Origin of the sequence: Pseudomonas sp. S9 (assembly GCF_000222125.1) — a bacterium.
Taxonomy (GTDB): Bacteria; Pseudomonadota; Gammaproteobacteria; order Pseudomonadales; family Pseudomonadaceae; genus Aquipseudomonas; species Aquipseudomonas segetis.
On sequence record NZ_AFFX01000009.1, the window covers coordinates 148,959 to 168,060 of the forward strand.

A 19,102-nucleotide genomic window follows, 5' to 3' on the forward strand; every position below is an offset into this window, starting at 1 on the left:
TCCAGCAACAGCAAAAAACATCATCAAAATCCACCTGGAGGACAAATTGACAGCTATGTTATCGATAACATAGACTCGTTTGCCTCTATATATCGTCGATATGGCCACCATGACCAGATCCAGCGACAAGCCTTTAGTCGGGCTTCTTCACACGTGCTTGGTTGACTTCTATCGCCCCAACATCGGCTTTGCCAGCGTCCAGTTGCTTGAGCAAGCTGGGTGCGAGGTGCGGGTTCCAGACTTGCAAACCTGTTGTGGTCAACCAGCCTTCAACAGTGGCAATTTTGATCAGGCACGGGCAATGGCCCGTCAGGTTATCAAGGCATTCGCAGGGTTCGATTATGTGGTTGGCCCTTCAGGCTCATGCATGAGCCAGGTCAAAGTGCATTACCCGCAATTATTTGCCGATGAACCTGATTGGCTGGCGCAGGCACAGGAACTGGCTGGACGCAGCTTTGAGCTCGTCAGTTTTCTCAGCGATGTATTAAACAAAACCGATCTGCAATCGAACTATCAGGGCACTGTGACCTACCACGACAGCTGTTCGGGGTTGCGCGAACTGGGCATCAAGCAACAGCCGCGCAAGCAGCTTGAGCAGGTGCAAGGATTAAGCCTCGTGGAGATGGCAGAAGCTGAGACCTGCTGCGGATTTGGCGGCACATTCTGCGTTAAATACCCAGAGATTTCCGCCCGCATGGCCAGCCAGAAAGTCAGTAATATCCAGGCCAGCGGCGCTGACACTCTGGTCGGCGGTGATCTGGGTTGCCTGCTGAACATCAGCGGACGACTCACCCGCGAAGGCAGCCCAGTGCGAGTATTCCATGTGGCCGAAGTGCTGGCGGGCATGACCCAGATCCCGGCCATTGGCGAAGGGGAAATGCACTGATGCAGCTCTCGTCCGCTAATTTCAAATCTGCAGCCCGTGCAGCACTGCATGAGCCAAACCTGCAGGCGGCTATGGCCGAGAACCGCAACTTCGCCGCCCATGTCCGCGTGCAAGTCGACGGGACAGCCAACTTCCAGGGCCTGCGCGCGCAAGCCAAGGCCATCAAGGACCACACCCTGGCCCATCTCGATCATTACCTCGAGCGCTACGAGGCGGCAGCCATTAAGCAAGGCACGCAGGTGCACTGGGCACAAACACCCGAACAGGCTCAGCAGATTGTCGTGGATATCTGCCGCCAGGCCAGTGCCCGCAGCGTAATCAAGGGTAAAACCATGATTGGCGAGGAAATGGGGATCAACGATGCCCTTGCCCGCGCCGGTATCGAACGCTACGAAACCGACCTTGGCGAGTACATCCTGCAACTGGCCGACGAACCGCCAAGCCATATCAATGGCCCTGCAATCCACAAAACCCTGGAACAGGTGCAGGATTTATTCCACGAACACCACAAGGACCTTGGCCGCGAAAGCTTCCTGCACGAGCCTGCCGAGTTGCTTGCCGAAGCCCGACGCTTGTTGCGCAAGCGCTTTTTCGAAGCAGAGGTCGGCATTACCGGGGCCAACTTCCTGATTGCCGAAGACGGCAGCCATGTACTGGTCACCAATGAAGGCAATGGCGACCTGACCAGCCTCTTGCCAAAGGTGCGGATTGTCCTGGCCAGCATCGAAAAAGCCTTGCCCAGCCGCGCAGACGCAGGGGTTCACCTGCAACTGCTCGCGCTCAGCGCCACAGGCCAGCCCCTGACCAGCTACACCAGCCTTTATGGCGGCACTAAAAACGCTGGCGAACTCGATGGCGCGGAGCAATGCCACGTTGTATTGCTGGACAACGGTCGCAGTGAAATGCTTGCCGGGGAGTTTCGACCAATGCTGCGCTGCATCCGCTGCGCGGCTTGCATGGATAACTGCCCGGTGTACAACTGGGTCGGCGGCCATGCCTACGGATGGATTTATCCGGGGCCGATGGGCTCAATCTGGACCCCACAACTGACCAACCTGGAACAAACGGTCGACTTGCCCAACGCCTGCACCCTCAATGGCCGCTGCGCGGAGTTTTGCCCAATGCAAATCCCCCTGCCAGACATGATGCGCGTACTGCGTAGCCAGCACTGGCAACAGCAACTGACCGCGACCACCACACGCTGGGGAATTGGACTCTGGGCCGCCCTGGCCAGCCGTCCACGACTCTATCGCCTGCTGACAGCCATGGCCGCGCGCACCATGGCCTGGGCGGGCAGCAAGCGCGGGCGACTCAGCCGCCTGCCACTTGCACGCGGCTGGACTGAGCAGCGCGATATGCCCGCGCCACAGGGCGCAACCTTTCAGCAACTCTGGCAACAGCGCCAAGCCGACAAGAACGGAAGTGAACAATGAGCAGCTCACGCCAGGCCATTTTGTCCAATGTGCGTAAGGCACTTGGGCGCGAAGCGGACTCGGTCATCGAACCGCACCCATTCAAAGAGCGCATCGCCCTGAACCAAGCCGGCATCGATCCGTATCAACAGTTCCTTGCCCGCCTGGAAGTGACCGGCGTGACCCTCGAAACACTGGCTGATATTTCCCAGGTACCCGAGGCGGTTGCAGCATTTTGCACCCGACATCAACTGCATGGCCCGCTGGCGGTTGCCCCGGCCCTGGCCAGCTTGCCCTGGCAACAAACAGGCCTGCAGACAGACGTCGGCACAGCCCAGGGTCACCACCCTATCGGCGTTGCTCAAGCCTTTGCTGGTATCGCTGCGACAGGCAGCCTGGTGATGCTGGCAAATGCCGATAATCCTGCCGGGCTGAACTTCCTGCCCGAATATCATCTGGTGGTACTGGACAAGTCCCGCCTGCTCGGCCAACTCGACCAGCTCTGGCCATTGCTCAGCCGCTCAGATGAAGGCACAGCCCAGGCGGTACAGCTGATCACCGGTCCATCAAGCACCGCAGACATCGGCGGGCAATTACTCTATGGCGCACATGGTCCAAGGGCCGTGCATATACTGCTGATTGACTAGCGCGCGGTTGACTCACGAGCGATCAATTCACAGCCAACATCAACCTGCCCTACGCTTGCGCCCTCGCCTTTGATCATTTGCGTAAGCAGCTCAACTGTGGCGTTAGCTACCCGCTCGGCCGGCACCCTGACACTGGTCAGTGTCGGCGTCGCAACACGGGCAATGGGCAGGTCGCCAAAGCCGCAGATACCGAGCTCGCCTGGCACATTGATCCCTTGGCGCTGGCAACTGAACAAAGCCCCGATGGCGGGCATGTCGTTGGTAAAGAACGCCCCATCGAACTCAAGCTCACCGCGTGCAAAGCGCTCAATCACATCGACTCCATCATCGATATGCGGAATCGCCGACGTCTTGAAGCGCAACGGCTCGACTGCCAGGCCTTGCATCACCGCATGGCGAAACCCCTGCCAGCGCAAGTCCTCACGGGCATCATCAAAGCCAAAGAATGCGGGCCGCTGATAGCCACACTCAACCAGGTGACGCCCCGCTGCAGCGCCCGCCTGCCAGTTCGAGAACCCAACGACTTGGCCCACTGGCTGGCGCGGATTATCGCCCTCGGGCAAGTCCCACAACTCGACCACCGGAATTCGCGCCGCCGCCAACAGCTCATGGGTTTCTGGCGTGTGATAGCCATAGGCCAAAATCAAGCCATCAAGCTGACGACCAAGAAAGGCGCGGAGCATTTGGGTTTCTTCTTCCGGCGAAAAGCGGGTTTCACCAATCAACATATGCAGGCCAGCCTTGCTCAGGCCCTGCTGCAGGATTTCAATGGTGGTCGCCAGAATTGGATTGGTGATGGTGGTAAACAGCGCGCCGACCACACCGCTGCGCCGAGTCACCAGGGCGCTGGCCGCAAGGTTGGGCACATAACCGAGCTCACGCACTGCAAGATCGATGCGTTCACGCGTGGCTTGCGATACCAGTTCGGGCTTGCTCAACGCCCGCGACACGGTCATGCCGGAGACACCGGCTAACCGCGCGACATCCTGTACGGTGGGTTTATTCTTGGTCACGCATTGGTCCCGTGATATTTACCTGATCCAGCTGCGGCTATTATCCATGCTGGCCAAGCCGCCGACCATTGTAGATTGGCCGCGAATGACTCGCGGCCAGCTCGCCCCAGGGTTAAGCCGTCAGAAAGGCTGCGCTTTCCTGAATCTCGATCACCGTTGGGCGATCAGCCTTGGCCGCGCTCTGCAACAAATCGCGCAGTTGGGCAAAGCTCTCGGCGCGTTCGGCGTTGCAGCCAAAGCCCCTGGCAAGTGCGAGGAAGTCCGGGGTGTAGATATCAACGCCAATGGTCGGGATATTGCGGTTCTGCATATAACGCTTGATCTCACCGTAGCCACTGTTGTTCCACAACAGGACGATAACCGGCGCATTGGCCTCGACCGCCGAAGCCAGCTCAGGCAGGGTGAACTGGATACCACCATCACCGATCAGTGATACCACCGGCCGCTGTGGTGCAGCCAGCTTGGCGCCGATGGCCGCCGGCAAACCATAGCCCAAGGTGCCGTAACCAGTGGACGAGTTGAACCAGGTCCGTGGCGAATTGGCTTCAAACAGGTGGTTGCCGGAGTAGACAATCTGCGTCGAGTCACCGGCAAAAATCATATCGGGCAAGGTTTCCTGCAAGACATCCAGCACCCGTTTCTGCGCATGCCAGGCATCCGGGATCAAGGCTTCGAGCTGCTTGCGAACCTTCGCCGCCAGCTTGCAACCAGGGCTGTCCTCATTGAAAGCTGCGCCCTCGCCCAGCCCTGCCAACAGTGCCTGGATAGCCAGGCGTGAATCGCTGAGAATGGCGATATCGGCCGGATAGTTGCGGTTCAACTGCTCGGCATCGATATCGATCCTGATCAACTGGCTGTCGATGCGGAAATTGCCGTCGAACACAGCGTCATAATCGGTTTCACCCAGTTCGGTACCGATCGCCAATACCACATCGGACTGCAACACCAGCTCACGCACCGGCACCAACGACTGGTTCGAGCCCAGTGCCAGCGGGTGCCCCTTGGGCAGTACGCCCTTGGCATTGACCGTATAGGCAGTCGGCGCATCCAAGGCCTCGACCAGACGCAACGCTTCTGCGCTGGCACTGGCAGTACCGCCGCCAAGCAGCACCAATGGCCGCTGAGCGGATTTGAGCATCTGTACCGCACGCGAGATTGCATCCGGGCATGGCGCCGGGCGGCTGGGTACAGCACCCAGTTTACGCTTGACATGGTCGGCAGGCGCGGTGATCACGTTAATCGGGATCTCGATATGCACCGGACGCGGCCGCGCGCTGTTAAAGACGGCAAACGCACGCGCAAGCACATCCGGCAGTTCATCCGGACGCATCAGGGTATGACTGAACGCAGCCACACCCGAGACCAGGTTGCTTTGCGACGGCAGCTCGTGGAGGCGACCGCCGCCCATGGCCAGTTGCTCGGTGTTGTTGACACTGGAAATCACCAGCATCGGCACCGAATCCGCATAGGCCTGGCCCATGGCCGTGGTGATGTTGGTCATGCCTGGTCCGGTGATGATAAAGCACACGCCCGGCTTGCCGCTGACCCGCGCATAGCCATCGGCCATAAAGCCCGCGCCCTGCTCGTGCCGTGGCGTAATGTGGTTGATCTTGGTCGATGGCAGGCCACGATAAAGCTCTACGGTATGCACACCGGGGATACCAAAGACAGTATCCACACCGCAGTCTTCCAACATCTCAACCAACAATTCTCCACACGTCAGCATGGCCAGCACTCCAAGACAAAAATAACAGTGAGCGCTACTTTAACAGCATAATGTTATCGATAACATAGGCAGTTTTGTTTCAACTTTCCCAGGCAGTTTTAGGTGCAGCCCGGGTCGATCAGTAATCAATCCTGTTATTTGCGTGGCTTGCAGAGTCAAACCACGTTGGGTTCTATCTCAAGCTCAATGGCGAAGCGCTGCTTGATATCAGCCTGGATACGCCGGGCAAGCGCCAGTAACTGCTTGCCGCTGGCATTGCCATAATTGACCAGCACCAAGGCCTGCAGCCGGTGTACGCCGGCATCGCCATCACGAAAGCCCTTCCAGCCTGCCCGCTCGATCAACCAGCCCGCGGCGAGCTTGAACTGGCCATCTTCCTGCGGATATGCCACCAGATCGGCATGCAGCCTGCGCAAATGCTCAACCTGCTCGGCGCAGACCACCGGGTTTTTAAAGAAACTACCGGCATTACCCAGCACTGCCGGGTCTGGCAGCTTCTCGCTGCGAATCGCACAGATCGCACGGCTGACATCCCGGGCGGTCGGCTTGTCGATACCCTCCTCGCTCAAGCGCTGCTTGACCGGGCCATACGCCAGGTTCAAATGCGCAGTACGACTCAGGGCGAAGCGCACACGCAAGATAATCCAGCGCCCCGCTTCCCGCTTGAAAAGGCTGTCGCGGTAACCAAACTGGCAGTCTTGCAGGTTGAACTCACGGACTTCGCCCGTTTGTCGATCAAGGGCCGTGAGACCGACAAACAGGTCTTTGATCTCAACGCCGTAGGCACCGATATTCTGCATCGGCGCAGCGCCCACTGTGCCCGGGATCAGGCTGAGGTTTTCCAGCCCCGCCAGGCCATGGCCGAGCGTCCATTGCACAAATGGATGCCAAGGCTCCCCGGCTTCTGCCTCGACCACCACGCGCTGATCATCTTCACTGAGAATACGAATACCAAGGCCGCTCATGCGCAGCACCAGTGCATCGACATCCGCGGTGAGCAGCAGGTTACTGCCGCCACCGAGCAGCATCAGCGGCAACTGTTGGGTTTCGGCATAGGCAATCGCGGCGCGTACCTGATCATCGTTGTGCGCTTCGGCAAATTGCGCAGCGAGCACATCAATACCGAAACTGTTATAGGGCTTGAGCGAAACTCCGCGCTCGACGTGCAACTTCATAACCGTCCCTTGACTTCGACCAGCAAGGCGTCGCTGGCGCGCTCAATCAGGTCGAGCACATTCTCGAATCCTTGTTCGCCACCGTAATAAGGGTCTGGGACCTCATCGACTTCAAGCTGGTAACGACGCAGGAACAAATCCAGTTCTGCGCCTTGATTGCCCGAGCGCAAACGCTTGAGGTTGTCCAGGTTACTGTGATCCATGGCCAGCACCAGGTCAAAACGCTGAAAATCAGCGGCCTCGACCTGACGACCGCGCAAGGCAGACATATCATAGCCACGCAGTTGCGCGGCGCGTCTGGTGCGGGTGTCCGCAGGCTTGCCCACATGCCAGTCGCCAGTGCCCGCCGAATCGACCTGCACCAAGCCTGCCAGCCCAGCCTGCTCCAGCTTGTGGCGAAACACAGCCTCGGCCGTTGGCGAACGACAGATGTTGCCCAGGCAGACGAATAAAACGCGCATTACTGGCTCAACAACTGACGTACACGGTCGAGATCTTCCTGGGTATCAACGCCCGCAGGCGGCGCTTCAAGTGCATCGGCTACATGAATACGCACGCCGTGCCAGAGCGCACGAAGCTGCTCCAGGCACTCGGTGTTTTCCAGCCAGCATGGACCCCAGGCGACAAAGTCGTGGAGAAACTGGGTGCGATAAGCGTAAATGCCGATGTGACGACGATAAGGCACATCAGCAGGCAAGTGTTCACGGCTGGCAGCAAATGCATCCCGAGCCCATGGCAATGGCGCGCGACTGAAGGTCAGCGCCAGGCCGGTCACATCGGTGGCGACCTTGACCACATTGGGATTGAACAGCGCAGCAACATCTTCGATGGGCTCAGCCAGCGTGGCAATGGCCGCTTGCGGATTGGCCGCCAGGTTGGCCGCGACCTGATCGATGATCAAAGGCGGTATCATCGGCTCGTCGCCCTGCACATTGACCACAATGGCATCGGGCTCCAGGCCCAGCGCAGTTGCGACCTCAGCCAAGCGATCAGTCCCGGAATTGTGATCAACCCGGGTCAGCACCACTTGCGCGCCAAATGCCTTGCAAGCGTCGACAATACGCGCATCATCGGTGGCGACAACCACCCGCTGCGCATTGCTTTTGCAGGCCTGCTCCCAGACGTGCTGGACCATCGGCTTACCGCCGATATCCTGCAAGGGCTTGCCCGGCAGGCGGGTCGAAGCGTAACGCGCAGGAATGACAACGCTGAATGCTTGGCTCATTTATCCAGACGCTCGTCTACATTGAGGGTCCGGGCTTCGGTTTCGAGCATCACCGGAATGCCATCGCGCACTGGAAACGCCAGCGCGTCGGCCTTGCACACCAGTTCGGTTTTATCGCTGGCCAGCTTCAGCGGGCCTTTGCACAGCGGGCAGGCCAAGATATCGAGTAATTTCGGGTCCATGGGTGATCCTTGAGGTAAAACGGCGTGCATACAGCTTGCCAGTATAAAGCTAGCTCGCAGGCAATAAAGTCTTCAATTGTGCATCAAACCAGTCGACGAATGCCTGCGAGGGCTGCGCATCGACTGCCAGATACCACCAATCATCAGCCGCAAAATCGCGGCACTTCACTGCATCTTTCTCGGTCATGACCACCGGCAAGTCTGGGCTGAAATTCAGCAACTCACGACTGTAGGCGGCGTGATCAGCAAAAGCATGCGCATTTACCCGCCAGTGTAGCCCTTCGAGCGTGTTGAAGAAAAAGCATGCGCATTTCCCCGCCAGTGTAGCCCTTCGAGCGTGTTGAAGAAACGCTGCGGATTGCCGATTCCCGCCACGCCGTGTAGCGCCTGACCCGCCGGGAAATGATCGAGCGGACGCGATTCGCCGCTGCGCACGTTGATCAGTTGGGTCGGTTGCAAGGTAAATGCAAAGGCATCTTGTGGATCGCTGGAGACCCCGTTGTACAGTAGCGCATCGACACTTTGCAGACGCTGCATCGGCTCACGCAGTGGCCCCGCCGGCAGGCAGCGCTGGTTGCCGAAGCCTCGCGCGGCATCCACCAGCACCAACTCCAGGTCACGCGCCAGCCGGTAATGCTGCAAGCCGTCATCACTGAGAATCAGGTCTAGCGGCTCAGCCTCGAGCAAGGCTTGCACCGCGCGACTGCGGTCCGGGTCAATCATCAGCGCAACGCCACTGCGCTGGACGATCAACAACGGCTCGTCCCCGGCCACAGCGGCGCTCTGGTCTGCCGCGACCCGCCAGGGGAAGGCCGGCGGTTTAGCGCCATAACCCCGGCTGACAACGCCGACCTTGAGCCCGCGTTGCTGGCATTGCTCGATCAGCCAAAGGATCATCGGGGTCTTGCCGGTGCCGCCGACCGTGATATTACCCACCACGATCACTGGCACCGGAGCACGATAGATATCACCCTCGCCCGCGATAAATCGTGCACGCTTGCGCTGAACCACCTGGCGATACAAGGCCTCCAGCGGCGCGAGAAGCGCCAGAGCCGGATGCCCGGTATACCAGGCATCGACCAGTCGATCAGACAGTGCCATCACGCAATCTCCGTCAAGGCTTTGGCTGCGCCTCGACCGTGGTCATGCGCAAGTGAGCAAAACCCAGCTTGCCAGCTGCATCCATTGCCGTGATGACCGATTGGTGCGGGGTTTTACCGTCGGCGCTGATGGTCAGTGGCTGATTGAAATCGCCAGCAGCCTCTTTTTGCAATGCGGCAATCAAGGTTTCCAGGTCACTTTTCAGCAACGCCTTGCCGTTGATTGAAAAACTGCCGTCTGCTGCAATCAATATCTCCAGCGGCTTGGTTTCAGCATCCGTTAGCGGAGCACCAGTAACCGCCTCGGGCAAATCGACCTTCATCTGGGTTTCACGAGTGAAGGTCGTGGTCACCACGAAAAACAACAGCAGGATAAACACCACGTCAATCAGCGGCGCCAGATTGATCTCGACGTTTTCCCGCGCTTTACGCCGGAACTTCACGCCTTGTCTCCACCCAGATCAACTTCGCGGTCGCCCTGCACCACCTCGACCAGCTTGATTGCCTCCTGCTCCATGCCAACTACCAGCTCATCGACTCGACGCTGCAGGTAACGGTGGAAGAACAGCGCCGGGATTGCCACGATCAGGCCCGCTGCCGTGGTAATCAGGGCTTTGGCAATACCGCCGGCGAGCACCGGCGCATTGGCCATGCCGGCGCCCATGAATGAGCTGAAGATCTCAATCATGCCCAGCACAGTACCAAGCAAGCCGAGTAATGGCGCAATACCGGCGATGGTGCCAAGTGCGTTGAGGTAGCGCTCCATGTCGTGCACAACCCGAGCTGCAGCTTCTTCAATGCACTCTTTCATGATCTCGCGGCCATGCTTGGAGTTAGCCAGGCCTGCAGCCAAAATCTCACCGAGCGGCGAATCCGCGCGCAGCTCCTTGAGCTTCTGGTTATTGAGCTTTTTGTCTTTGATCCATTGCCAGACCTTGCCCAGCAGGTTGGGCGGGGTGACACGGCTTGGCCGTAACGTCCACAGGCGCTCGGCTACTATGGCCGCAGCAACGATAGAACACATGATGATCGGCAGCATGATCCAGCCGCCAGCTTTAACCAATTCCCACACGGTGGCGTATCCCCTCAACAAAATTGGCGTCACTCTAGCATAGGGCCGTGACCTCGCCGACCGTCGCTGTTCTCATTTTTCTCGCCAGAACCGCGGTATTTTTCGCATTCCTTGCGCAGGCAGCAAAGAACCCAGCTCAATAATCACTGCCCCCTGCTCCACGCTGTCGTACAGGGTGGCGCCTGACTGTTGATAGCGGCGCACAACTTCCGGGTGCGGATGGCCATAGGCATTATGTTTTCCCCGGGCTATCAATACCGAGTGCGGGGCAACGGCATCGATAAACAATTGCGATGATGAACTGCGGCTGCCGTGATGGGGCGCCATAAGCCATTGCGCATGCCAATCATGCCAGCTGCGCACCCAGGCCCGCTCGGCCTCGGCATCGATATCACCGGTTAACAGCAAGCGCTCGCCAGCCGCCTCAACCATCAGGACACAGGACAAGGCATTGGACTCAATAGCGTCCGGCCATTGCCAAGTGCTGAAACGCACCTGATTCCATTGCCAAGTGGAAGCCGTGCACGGCTGGGCATCAAGCGCCTCGGGCAAGCCTGCAGGTTGCCCGCTGAAGACCTGTCCCAGGGTCATGCCTTGATGAATCGCCAGGGCGCCACCGCTGTGATCGTTGTCCGCATGGCTTATCAGCATGATATCCAGCTCACTCAACCCCAGCGCTCGCAAAGACGGCAGGACCACGCGCTCACCGATATCAAACCCAGGAGAGCGTGCGCCTGCGTCATACAACAGCGCATGCTCGCGGGTTTGCACCAGCACAGAGGTGCCTTGCCCGACGTCGAACATGATCACCCGCGCCCGCCCTTCAGGTGGCAACGAAGGCTTTGTAAAGAACAATGGCAAGACTAAAAACCACGCCAGGCTACGCCCGGGGATACCTCGTGGGGCCAACAACAGCAAAAGCGCAATGGCTACCAACAACCAGGCCCACAGCGGCAAGCCGGCAGGTAACCAGGCCGGGAACCGCAGAGCGATGGACTCCAGCGTGCGAAAGAACAACTCAAGCAAGCCACCAGCAAGCCCAAGCACTGCCGTGCCGAACCAGGGCAGCGGCAACAACAAGGTGCCCAGCAATGCCAGCGGCACAATCACCAATCCAACCAAGGGCACGGCGAATAAATTAACCAGTGGACCACTGATGCTGACCGGCAAGCCCAACCCCAGCAACAGCGGCAATAAGCCGAGGGTCATAGCCCATTGCGCGCGCCCCAGCGAACGCCAGCCGCTCAACCGGCCCAGGCGCCCACTAAACACCAGCATAAGCAAGCCCGCAGCGCCAAATGACAGCCAAAAACCTGGTTGCAGGCTTGCCAGTGGCTGCCAAAGCAGGATAACCAACATCGCGGACAAGAGCGGAAGCAACACGCCGAGGTGACGAAAACGCCAGCGCCATAACAGCACCATGCCGACCATCACGCAGGCGCGCTGCACCGGCACTTCAAAGCCTGCCAAAGCGCCATAGACAATGGCGCCAGCAAACCCGGACAAGCAGGCACAGGGCAGCCAGGGCAATGCCGCTGGCCAGTAACCAAAGCGTGCGAGCCCTGCAACCAAGCCATAAAGCAACCCAGCCAACAGACCGATGTGCTGGCCAGAGATCACCATTAAATGAATCGTGCCGGTATGCTGCAACGTACGCCAGTCATCGGTACTCAGCCCCGAGCCATCGCCCAGCACCAAAGCTGTCAAGGCACCTTCGCGACCATGGGCCGGGGTGGCTAGAATGCGCTGGCGAATCTGCTGGCGCCAGGTTGCAATACCGCTACCAATACCCAGGCGCTCACCCGCCTTGATGGTGCCGGTGCCGCCAATGCCCTGGGCGAGCAGCCAGAGTTCATAGTCGAACGACTGGGGGTTGACCAATGCATGGGGTCTTTTCAGGCGCACCGCAAGTCGCCAGGTCTCGCCTGCCGCAAGGGGCGGCCCGCCATACCAGGACAAGCGCAGTAGTTTTGGCAGCGCGGCCCGTCGCGAGTGCGCATCCGCCAACTGGAAGCGGATAACCTTGCCGTCTTGCTCGGGCAAGCCAACCACCTTGCCCTGCAGCCACAGGGTTCGACCGTCCAACTCCGGATTGAGCCGATCATCAAGCGCCCATTGCCCGCACACGCAAGCCCAGACAAAACCCAGCAGGAACAAGGCCGCTGGCAATCGCTGACGCCAAACCAGCAGCAACGCCATGAGCAGGCACAGGAGCAAAAACCAAGGCGCGGGTAAATGCGGCAGAAAGCTTAACGTGAGTAGACCCGCAATCAGCGCTATCATCTGTGTCAGCATCATTGCCTGCCTTCAGGATTTCATCCGTGAAATCCGGCTGTGTTCGGTTGTGTAACAGACAGTCTCACAATCTGAGGCGGCACCGCATGATGAATGTGTGCATAATATTGCCGCTCAAGCCTGCCAGAGAACCTTCATGCCGCGTCGTTTATTCAAACGCTACATGCCTAACCCAGATCGAATCAAGGGCAACAAATCCCTGCGTTTTCTGGGGACGCTCATGCATGACCCCAACCTCTGGCACCTCAATCGCCACTCAGTCTCGCGGGCAATGGCCATTGGCCTTTTCTGGGCCATGATTCCAATGCCCATGCAGATGCTGGCGGCCGCACTGACTGCGATTCCCACTCGCGCCAACATGCCGATCTCCATTGGCCTGGTGTGGCTGACAAACCCCCTGACCATGCCGCCGGTGTTTTATTGCAGCTATAAATTCGGCGCCTGGCTAACCGACACACCGACCCTGCACATTCCGGAACATGTCACCCTCGCCTGGGTTGGACAGGTGCTGCAAACCCACTGGCAACCACTGTTTCTAGGTTCCTTCACCCTCGGCGCCATCCTGGCCCTTATCGGTTATTTCGCCACCAACGCTTACTGGCATTGGTGGGTCAGACACAGCTGGCGTAAACGCCAGGAACGTCGTCGTGCCAAGCAGTCGGACTGACACAAAAAAGCCGCTCCAATGAGCGGCTTTTTTATGCCTGCAAAGCCGCCAACCTACTCGTAGCGCAAGGCCTCGGCAGGTTGAATGCGAGATGCTCGCCAGGATGGATACAGCGTCGCCAGGAAGCTCAGGCCAAATGCTGCCGCACAAATCAGCAGCACATCGGTCAGCTGCAGCTGCGAAGGCAGGTTGCTGATGAAATAGACATCGGAACTGAATACATGCTGGCCGCTGACCCGCTCTATCCAGCCCACCAACTGGCTGACATTCAAGGCGGCAACAATGCCAAGCGCGCAGCCGATCAAGGTGCCCACCGTGCCGATCACAGTGCCCTGCACAATGAAAATGCCCATGATCTGCCGAGGCGTAGCGCCAATGGTGCGCAAGATGGCGATATCCGCGCCCTTATCGGCAACCACCATGATCAATGTGGCAATGATATTGAATGCGGCAACGGCCACGATCAGCAGCAACAACAAGCCAATCATGGTCTTTTCCATCTTCATGGCGCTGAACAGGCTGCCTTGGGTCAGCGTCCAGTCACTGGCGCGGTAATCAGCGCCCAGGCTGGCTGCAACCTGCGCCGAAACCTGCGGCGCTGCATAAAGGTCCTTGACCTTCAGGCGCACGCTTTGTACCTGCCCTGGCTTGTAGCGTTGAATGTCTGCGGCATCGGCAACGTTAATCAGTGCCAGCGAGCTGTCCAGCTCAGCGCCTACTTTAAAGATGCCCACCACATTCAGGCGCTTCATGCGCGGGGTGATGCCGCCCGGCACCGAACTGACCTCGGGCACGATCAAGGCCAGCTTGTCACCGATATTCAAGCGGAAACGGCGAGCGGTAATTTCACCAATGACCACGCCGTACTCACCCGGCTTCAGGTCCGGCAGGCGGCCCTTGACCATATGATCGCCGATGATCGACACCTTGGGTTCAAGCTGCGGGTCAATTCCCTGCAACTGAATGGGTTGCATGGCGCCACGGAAGGACAGCATCCCTTCCAGCTCCGCGAAGGGTACGGCGGCAATGACTTCAGGATTCTTTTGTGCAGCATCAGCCACGGTTTTCCAGTCATCCAGCGGTGTGACCGCCGAGATACTGGCGTGCGGCACCATGCCGAGAATCCGCGAGCTCATCTCTTTTTGAAAGCCGTTCATCACCGACAGCACTACAATCATGGCCAGTACGCCAAGCGCCAGGCCAATCATCGAGGTCAGCGAGATAAACGAAATAAAATGGTTGCGGCGCTTGGCCCGCGTGTAGCGGGCACCGATAAAGATACTCAGCGGGCGAAACATCAGTTAGCCACCAACTTGCCGTCTTCGAGGCGCAGGATGCGATCCATCTGCTGGGCCAGTTCCAGATCGTGAGTCACCACCAAGAATGCGGTTTGCGAAGAACTGCTGAGTTCGCGCATCAGTTCCTGGATACCTTCTGCGGTGTGGTGATCAAGGTTACCGGTTGGTTCATCAAGCAATACCAACCCCGGACGATTGACCAGCGCGCGGGCAATTGCCACTCGCTGGCGCTCACCACCGGACAATTCGGCTGGCTTGTGCGACAGGCGATGCCCCAGCCCGACACGGGTCAGCAACTCCGTGGCGCGGCTACGCGCCTCGCTGATTGAGGTGCGGCCAATCAGCAGCGGCATGCAGACGTTCTCCAGCGCGGTGAACTCTGGTAACAAATGATGGAACTGATAAACAAAGCCCAGCGAACGGTTGCGCAACAGGCCCCGCTGCTTTTCATTCAGCGCCGACAGTTCCTCACCCGCCAGCCAGACGCTGCCAGCGCTTGGCGTATCAAGACCGCCAAGCATATTGAGCAAGGTACTTTTACCCGAACCGGAACTGCCGACGATGGCGACGCGCTCACCGGGAAACAACTCAAGCTGCAAGTCATCGAGCACCACAACCGATTGCGGGCCTTCATCGTAACTTTTGCTGAGGTTGCGGCAACTTAGAACAGCCTGATCCTGCATCACGTGCTCACCTTTAATCTGATTACTCATAACGCAACGCCTCTGCAGGCTGGGTGCGTGCGGCACGCCAGGCCGGGTACAAAGTGGCGAGGAAACTCAACACCAATGCCGCAGCACAGACTTGCACCACGTCTGCTGGCAAAAACTGCGACGGCAGATAATCGATGAAATAGACATCGGCATTAAGAAACTTGATGCCCAGCAAATGCTCAAGGCCCGCGATTGCCGCACTGACATTCAGTGCGGCAAAGATACCGAGCACAGCGCCAATCGCGGTGCCAAATACGCCAATCACAGTGCCCTGCACCATAAATATGCGCATGATCTGCCCCGGCGTGGCGCCGAGTGTTCGCAGAATGGCGATATCACCTTTCTTATCGTTGACCACCATGACCAGGGTCGAAATGATATTGAAGGCGGCCACCGCCACAATCAGCAGCAGCAACAGGCCGATCATGGCTTTTTCCATGCGTATGGCCTGGTACAGGTTGCCGTGGGTACGGGTCCAGTCGCGAGCGTAATACTCGCCGTCTCCCAGGCTTTGCGATATCTGCCAGGCCGTACGCGGCGCCTGGAACAGATCCGCAAACTTCAGGCGAATACCCTGCACCTGCCCTGGTTTCCAGCGCTGCAGGCGGGCCAAATCCTCGATATGGGTCATGGCCACGTAACCATCTATCTCACCGGCACCGACATGAAAGATGCCGACCACGGTAAAACGCTTTAGCCGCGGGAACATCCCGGCAGGCGTCACCGTCATTTCAGGTGAGACAAAGGTAATTTTCTGGCCAATGCCGACGCCGAGCTTTTTCGCTGCGTTGTCACCAATGACAATGCCAAACTCGCCCGGTGCCAGGGCCTGCAAGCTGCCTTGCTTGAAGAAGTTGCCAATGATCGAGACCTTGGCTTCCTCTTTTGGGTCGACAGCGTTGATCAGCACCTTTTGCACCTTGCCGTCATGGGTCAGCAGCCCCTGCATCTGGCTAAAGGGAGCAACCGCCAGGACTTGCGGGTTGTTCTCGGCCTTGCCAGCCAGGCTGCGCCAATCATCGATAGGCGTCGGGCTTTCAATTGTGGCGTGGGGCACCATGCCCAGCACGCGCGAACGCATCTCATGGTCAAAGCCGTTCATGACCGACAACACCACGATCATCACCAGCACACCCAGTGCCAGCCCGATCATGGACGTCAGGGAAATAAACGAAACGAAATGATTGCGACGCTTGGCGCGGGTGTATCGCGTACCGATAAATACGAACAGGGGTTTGAACATTTTTGAGGGCTTGTTCGAAGAAAAGAGAAACGTCCATGTGGCGAGGTCGGGTCAGCAGCCTTACACTCAGACAACCACTGCTGCTTCAGGTTCGCCATGTCGACTCAAGATGATCAAGATCGCCGTGAATACTATCGTATCGAAGATACCTTGGCACTGGAATTTAGCTGCCTTTCAAAGACTCAAGCGCAGTCCGCCGAGGCGTTGCATGACAACTCACCGCTGTTCAACCTGCTCAGCGAGTTGCATGTTCTCGACTTTGAATCGCAGCACCTGCTACGCCATATCAGCGAGCGCGACCGCACGCTAGCCAGCTATCTAAAGGTGATCAACAAGCGCATCGACCTGCTCGGGCAAACCGTGGCACAAAGCCTGATGGGCGATATTGGCCCACCCAAGAAGGTGACTATCTCCGAGGGAGGCGTGAGCTTCAACAACCCGCAAGCGGTTGAAGCAGGGACACACCTTGCAATTAAATTGGTGCTGATGCCGCAGGCGCTTGGGCTGTTGCTGCGCGCCAAAGTCATCCATTGCCAGGCCATTGACGAGGGTCAATTTGAAATCGGCACCGAGTTCGAATCGTTGACCGACGCACAGCGTCAATTGCTGGCTCGGCATATCCTTCAACGTCAGGCTCAGGAACGCCGGCAGGCACTTGAGCAACCCGACCCAAGCTGACGATCGACCAGGATATTCTGACTATGCCACGTCTACTGCCTACTCTGCTGGCGTTTAGCTTGATGCTGCCAATAACCGGCAGCTACGCTGAAACCCTGACCATTCCAATTGGCCAACAAGGCGACGCTAGCCAGGTACAGTCACTGCCCAGGCGCGGCGAGTCGCGCAGCTCGGTGCTTGATCGCTTTGGCCTGGCCGATGAAGAACACAAGCCAGTGGGCCAACCGCCGATCACCCGCTGGGACTACCGCGAGTTCAGCGTGTATTTTGAGTATGACCACGTCGTCGATAGCGTGCGCCACATGCCTGTACATCCCGCAAAGTAGCGCACTGCCCGCTTGACCCGCCGTGCAACTGGCTTTATCAATAGAGCATCGCTGACGCCGTGATCAGCCCAAACCCAAGGAGCAACTGTGACGCTGATCTATGGACACCGTGGCGCAAAAGGCGAAGCCCCTGAAAACACCCTGGCCAGCTTTCAGCAATGCCTTGAGCATGGCGTCAATCGTTGCGAGCTGGATTTGCACCTGTCGCGTGACGGCGAGTTGATGGTCATCCACGACCCGACCCTCAAGCGCACCACCGGCCGGCGAGGCAAGGTGGTTGAGCACGACGCCCACGAGCTGGTCACTTACGATGCACGCAAAGGTGGCCCTGGCTGGGTCAAGAGCTGTCCAATTCCCCGCCTGGGTGAATTGTTCGAGCACTGCGCATTCGAGCATTGGCAGCTTGAAGTCAAAAGCGCCTCGAAAGTCCGCGCCGCACGCACGGTCGAAGCCATCGCCGAACTTGCCGAACACCATGGCCTCAGCGATAAAGTCACCGTTACCTCAAGCTCGCGGGAAGTGCTCAGCGCACTCAAACGCCTGACCCCACAGTTATCGCGCGGCCTGGTTGCGGAGTACTCATGGCTCGACCCGATCAAGGTTGCGAAACATTATGAATGCGAATACCTGGCCCTCAACTGGACGATCTGCACCCCGGAGCGTTTGGCCAAAGCACAAAAAGCCGGTTTGCATGTGTCCGTCTGGACAGTGAACGAGCCAGCACTGATGCGTCGACTGGCAGACTTCGGGGTCGACAGCATTATCACCGACTTCCCCGGTGTCGCCGTTAAAAGCCTCAAGGATCTAAACCCGACACGCCCCTGAACCCTGGTTTAACCAGGCGGGTCGATCTCTGCCCAGCGAAATCGACCCGATCAAGCCAAACCACGAGAGAACAAAGACCAATGTTTATTGGGCTTTTGTTCTGTTACGTTATAACTTAACATTAATCGAATATTGGCAACCACAGCGCAACCGGAACATAAATGAGCCCTCCAAACGACCACGGACATGTCACTTCACCTTGCTTGACCGAGGAAGAACTGCTCAAGCAACCAGCCGATGCCTATATGAACCAAGCCCAGCAAGCTTTCTTCAATGCACTGCTAAAGCGTCAACGCCAGGAATTGCAGGCGCGCATTGAAGAGCAAATGCAGGTGCTCAGTGAACAACAGGCCGACAGCGACCCAATGGATATCGGGAGCGCGGAAGAACAGCGTCAATGGCAACTGCGCTTGCTTGAGCGCGAGAACAAACTGCTCGACAAGATTGACCAAGCCCTGCACCGCCTGGCGCGCGATGAATATGGCTGGTGCAGGGAAACGGGCGAGCCTATCGGCCTCAAGCGCCTGCTCTTGCGCCCAACGGCGTCACTCGGCATCGAAGCCAAGGAGCGCCAGGAACAGAAAGAAAAACACCTGAGCAAGGCGTAGTCAGCAGACCG

Annotated in this window: 20 protein-coding genes and 1 pseudogene; 8 read left to right on the plus strand and 13 right to left on the minus strand. The window is 58.3% G+C overall.

From position 1 onward, the window contains the following. Window positions 1-109: 109 nt before the first annotated feature. From PSES9_RS0116935 to PSES9_RS0116945, 3 genes are read left to right on the plus strand one after another with little or no spacing between them, the layout of a single operon-like run. Complete coding sequence (locus tag PSES9_RS0116935; protein WP_010488952.1) at window positions 110-886, plus strand: (Fe-S)-binding protein; 777 nt, start codon at window positions 110-112, stop codon at window positions 884-886. Then, window positions 886-2,319: a lactate utilization protein B gene (locus PSES9_RS0116940; RefSeq protein WP_010488955.1), complete on the plus strand. Its 1,434-nt coding sequence runs from the start codon at window positions 886-888 to the stop codon at window positions 2,317-2,319. Before PSES9_RS0116935 ends, PSES9_RS0116940 begins: the two co-directional genes overlap by 1 nt. Continuing rightward, complete coding sequence (locus PSES9_RS0116945) at window positions 2,316-2,945, plus strand: LutC/YkgG family protein (protein WP_010488957.1); 630 nt, start codon at window positions 2,316-2,318, stop codon at window positions 2,943-2,945. The genes PSES9_RS0116940 and PSES9_RS0116945 overlap by 4 nt, the downstream gene beginning before the upstream one ends. Here PSES9_RS0116945 and PSES9_RS0116950 read toward each other — a convergent pair. The 10 genes and pseudogenes from PSES9_RS0116950 to PSES9_RS0116995 form a co-directional block, all read right to left on the minus strand. Next, window positions 2,942-3,958, minus strand: a complete 1,017-nt coding sequence (locus PSES9_RS0116950) for a LacI family DNA-binding transcriptional regulator (protein ID WP_029529617.1) — start codon at window positions 3,956-3,958, stop codon at window positions 2,942-2,944. The genes PSES9_RS0116945 and PSES9_RS0116950 overlap by 4 nt on opposite strands. Before the next feature lie 112 nt (window positions 3,959-4,070). Then, the gene (locus tag PSES9_RS0116955) at window positions 4,071-5,684 is read right to left on the minus strand and encodes a 5-guanidino-2-oxopentanoate decarboxylase (RefSeq protein ID WP_010488963.1); all 1,614 of its coding nucleotides are present in this window, start codon (window positions 5,682-5,684) and stop codon (window positions 4,071-4,073) included. A gap of 155 nt (window positions 5,685-5,839) precedes the next feature. Next, window positions 5,840-6,859, minus strand: a complete 1,020-nt coding sequence (murB, locus tag PSES9_RS0116960; protein ID WP_010488965.1) for a UDP-N-acetylmuramate dehydrogenase — start codon at window positions 6,857-6,859, stop codon at window positions 5,840-5,842. After that, a complete protein-coding gene (locus PSES9_RS0116965; protein WP_010488966.1) occupies window positions 6,856-7,320 on the minus strand; it encodes a low molecular weight protein-tyrosine-phosphatase in 465 nt (154 codons plus the stop codon). The genes murB and PSES9_RS0116965 overlap by 4 nt, the downstream gene beginning before the upstream one ends. Next, window positions 7,320-8,084 (minus strand): 3-deoxy-manno-octulosonate cytidylyltransferase, encoded by a 765-nt coding sequence (gene kdsB, locus PSES9_RS0116970; protein ID WP_010488968.1) that lies wholly within the window; start codon window positions 8,082-8,084, stop codon window positions 7,320-7,322. Before kdsB ends, PSES9_RS0116965 begins: the two co-directional genes overlap by 1 nt. Continuing rightward, on the minus strand, window positions 8,081-8,266 hold the full coding sequence (locus PSES9_RS0116975) for a Trm112 family protein (protein ID WP_010488970.1): 186 nt from the start codon (window positions 8,264-8,266) through the stop codon (window positions 8,081-8,083). Before PSES9_RS0116975 ends, kdsB begins: the two co-directional genes overlap by 4 nt. A gap of 49 nt (window positions 8,267-8,315) precedes the next feature. Then, window positions 8,316-9,367: pseudogene (lpxK, locus tag PSES9_RS23825) on the minus strand (tetraacyldisaccharide 4'-kinase). 13 nt (window positions 9,368-9,380) lie between these two features. Beyond that, window positions 9,381-9,809 carry an ExbD/TolR family protein gene (locus tag PSES9_RS0116985; protein ID WP_010488973.1) on the minus strand — a complete coding sequence of 143 codons (429 nt, stop codon included), beginning with the start codon at window positions 9,807-9,809 and terminating at the stop codon, window positions 9,381-9,383. Further along, window positions 9,806-10,438 carry a MotA/TolQ/ExbB proton channel family protein gene (locus PSES9_RS0116990; RefSeq protein WP_010488974.1) on the minus strand — a complete coding sequence of 211 codons (633 nt, stop codon included), beginning with the start codon at window positions 10,436-10,438 and terminating at the stop codon, window positions 9,806-9,808. Before PSES9_RS0116990 ends, PSES9_RS0116985 begins: the two co-directional genes overlap by 4 nt. Before the next feature lie 72 nt (window positions 10,439-10,510). After that, window positions 10,511-12,733, minus strand: coding sequence for a DNA internalization-related competence protein ComEC/Rec2 (locus tag PSES9_RS0116995; RefSeq protein ID WP_443216059.1), 2,223 nt, complete (start codon window positions 12,731-12,733; stop codon window positions 10,511-10,513). Between the two features lie 136 nt (window positions 12,734-12,869). On the opposite strand from PSES9_RS0116995, the gene PSES9_RS0117000 reads away from it, so the two are divergent. Beyond that, window positions 12,870-13,400, plus strand: coding sequence for a DUF2062 domain-containing protein (locus PSES9_RS0117000; RefSeq protein ID WP_010488976.1), 531 nt, complete (start codon window positions 12,870-12,872; stop codon window positions 13,398-13,400). Between the two features lie 53 nt (window positions 13,401-13,453). On the opposite strand, the gene PSES9_RS0117005 is transcribed toward PSES9_RS0117000, so the two are convergent. The 3 genes from PSES9_RS0117005 to PSES9_RS0117015 are packed head-to-tail and all read right to left on the minus strand — an operon-like array spanning window position 13,454 to window position 16,654. After that, on the minus strand, window positions 13,454-14,698 hold the full coding sequence (locus tag PSES9_RS0117005; RefSeq protein WP_010488977.1) for a lipoprotein-releasing ABC transporter permease subunit: 1,245 nt from the start codon (window positions 14,696-14,698) through the stop codon (window positions 13,454-13,456). Continuing rightward, on the minus strand, window positions 14,698-15,381 hold the full coding sequence (lolD, locus tag PSES9_RS0117010; protein ID WP_010488978.1) for a lipoprotein-releasing ABC transporter ATP-binding protein LolD: 684 nt from the start codon (window positions 15,379-15,381) through the stop codon (window positions 14,698-14,700). The genes PSES9_RS0117005 and lolD overlap by 1 nt, the downstream gene beginning before the upstream one ends. 22 nt (window positions 15,382-15,403) lie before the next feature. Beyond that, a complete protein-coding gene (locus tag PSES9_RS0117015) occupies window positions 15,404-16,654 on the minus strand; it encodes a lipoprotein-releasing ABC transporter permease subunit (RefSeq protein WP_010488979.1) in 1,251 nt (416 codons plus the stop codon). Window positions 16,655-16,750: 96 nt separating this feature from the next. On the opposite strand from PSES9_RS0117015, the gene PSES9_RS0117020 reads away from it, so the two are divergent. The 4 genes from PSES9_RS0117020 (at window position 16,751) to dksA (ending at window position 19,091) form a co-directional block, all read left to right on the plus strand. Then, window positions 16,751-17,332, plus strand: coding sequence for a PilZ domain-containing protein (locus PSES9_RS0117020; protein WP_010488980.1), 582 nt, complete (start codon window positions 16,751-16,753; stop codon window positions 17,330-17,332). Between the two features lie 23 nt (window positions 17,333-17,355). Then, the gene (locus PSES9_RS0117025; RefSeq protein ID WP_010488981.1) at window positions 17,356-17,658 is read left to right on the plus strand and encodes a hypothetical protein; all 303 of its coding nucleotides are present in this window, start codon (window positions 17,356-17,358) and stop codon (window positions 17,656-17,658) included. 87 nt (window positions 17,659-17,745) lie between these two features. Then, window positions 17,746-18,483, plus strand: a complete 738-nt coding sequence (locus PSES9_RS0117030; protein ID WP_010488982.1) for a glycerophosphodiester phosphodiesterase — start codon at window positions 17,746-17,748, stop codon at window positions 18,481-18,483. Window positions 18,484-18,686: 203 nt separating this feature from the next. Then, window positions 18,687-19,091, plus strand: a complete 405-nt coding sequence (dksA, locus tag PSES9_RS0117035) for an RNA polymerase-binding protein DksA (protein ID WP_010488983.1) — start codon at window positions 18,687-18,689, stop codon at window positions 19,089-19,091. Window positions 19,092-19,102: the final 11 nt, after the last annotated feature.

Excerpts from the sequence above, each read along its gene's own strand:
- PSES9_RS0116935 (WP_010488952.1), top strand. The coding sequence starts at position 110 with ATGACCAGATCCAGCGACAAGCCTTTAGTCGGGCTTCTTCACACGTGC.
- PSES9_RS0116940 (WP_010488955.1), top strand. The coding sequence starts at position 886 with ATGCAGCTCTCGTCCGCTAATTTCAAATCTGCAGCCCGTGCAGCACTG.
- PSES9_RS0116945 (WP_010488957.1), top strand. The coding sequence starts at position 2,316 with ATGAGCAGCTCACGCCAGGCCATTTTGTCCAATGTGCGTAAGGCACTT.
- PSES9_RS0116955 (WP_010488963.1), bottom strand. The coding sequence starts at position 5,684 with ATGCTGACGTGTGGAGAATTGTTGGTTGAGATGTTGGAAGACTGCGGT.
- murB (WP_010488965.1), bottom strand. The coding sequence starts at position 6,859 with ATGAAGTTGCACGTCGAGCGCGGAGTTTCGCTCAAGCCCTATAACAGT.
- PSES9_RS0116965 (WP_010488966.1), bottom strand. The coding sequence starts at position 7,320 with ATGCGCGTTTTATTCGTCTGCCTGGGCAACATCTGTCGTTCGCCAACG.
- kdsB (WP_010488968.1), bottom strand. The coding sequence starts at position 8,084 with ATGAGCCAAGCATTCAGCGTTGTCATTCCTGCGCGTTACGCTTCGACC.
- PSES9_RS0116975 (WP_010488970.1), bottom strand. The coding sequence starts at position 8,266 with ATGGACCCGAAATTACTCGATATCTTGGCCTGCCCGCTGTGCAAAGGC.
- PSES9_RS0116995 (WP_443216059.1), bottom strand. The coding sequence starts at position 12,733 with ATGCTGACACAGATGATAGCGCTGATTGCGGGTCTACTCACGTTAAGC.
- PSES9_RS0117000 (WP_010488976.1), top strand. The coding sequence starts at position 12,870 with ATGCCGCGTCGTTTATTCAAACGCTACATGCCTAACCCAGATCGAATC.
- PSES9_RS0117005 (WP_010488977.1), bottom strand. The coding sequence starts at position 14,698 with ATGTTTCGCCCGCTGAGTATCTTTATCGGTGCCCGCTACACGCGGGCC.
- lolD (WP_010488978.1), bottom strand. The coding sequence starts at position 15,381 with ATGCAGGATCAGGCTGTTCTAAGTTGCCGCAACCTCAGCAAAAGTTAC.
- PSES9_RS0117015 (WP_010488979.1), bottom strand. The coding sequence starts at position 16,654 with ATGTTCAAACCCCTGTTCGTATTTATCGGTACGCGATACACCCGCGCC.
- PSES9_RS0117020 (WP_010488980.1), top strand. The coding sequence starts at position 16,751 with ATGTCGACTCAAGATGATCAAGATCGCCGTGAATACTATCGTATCGAA.
- PSES9_RS0117025 (WP_010488981.1), top strand. The coding sequence starts at position 17,356 with ATGCCACGTCTACTGCCTACTCTGCTGGCGTTTAGCTTGATGCTGCCA.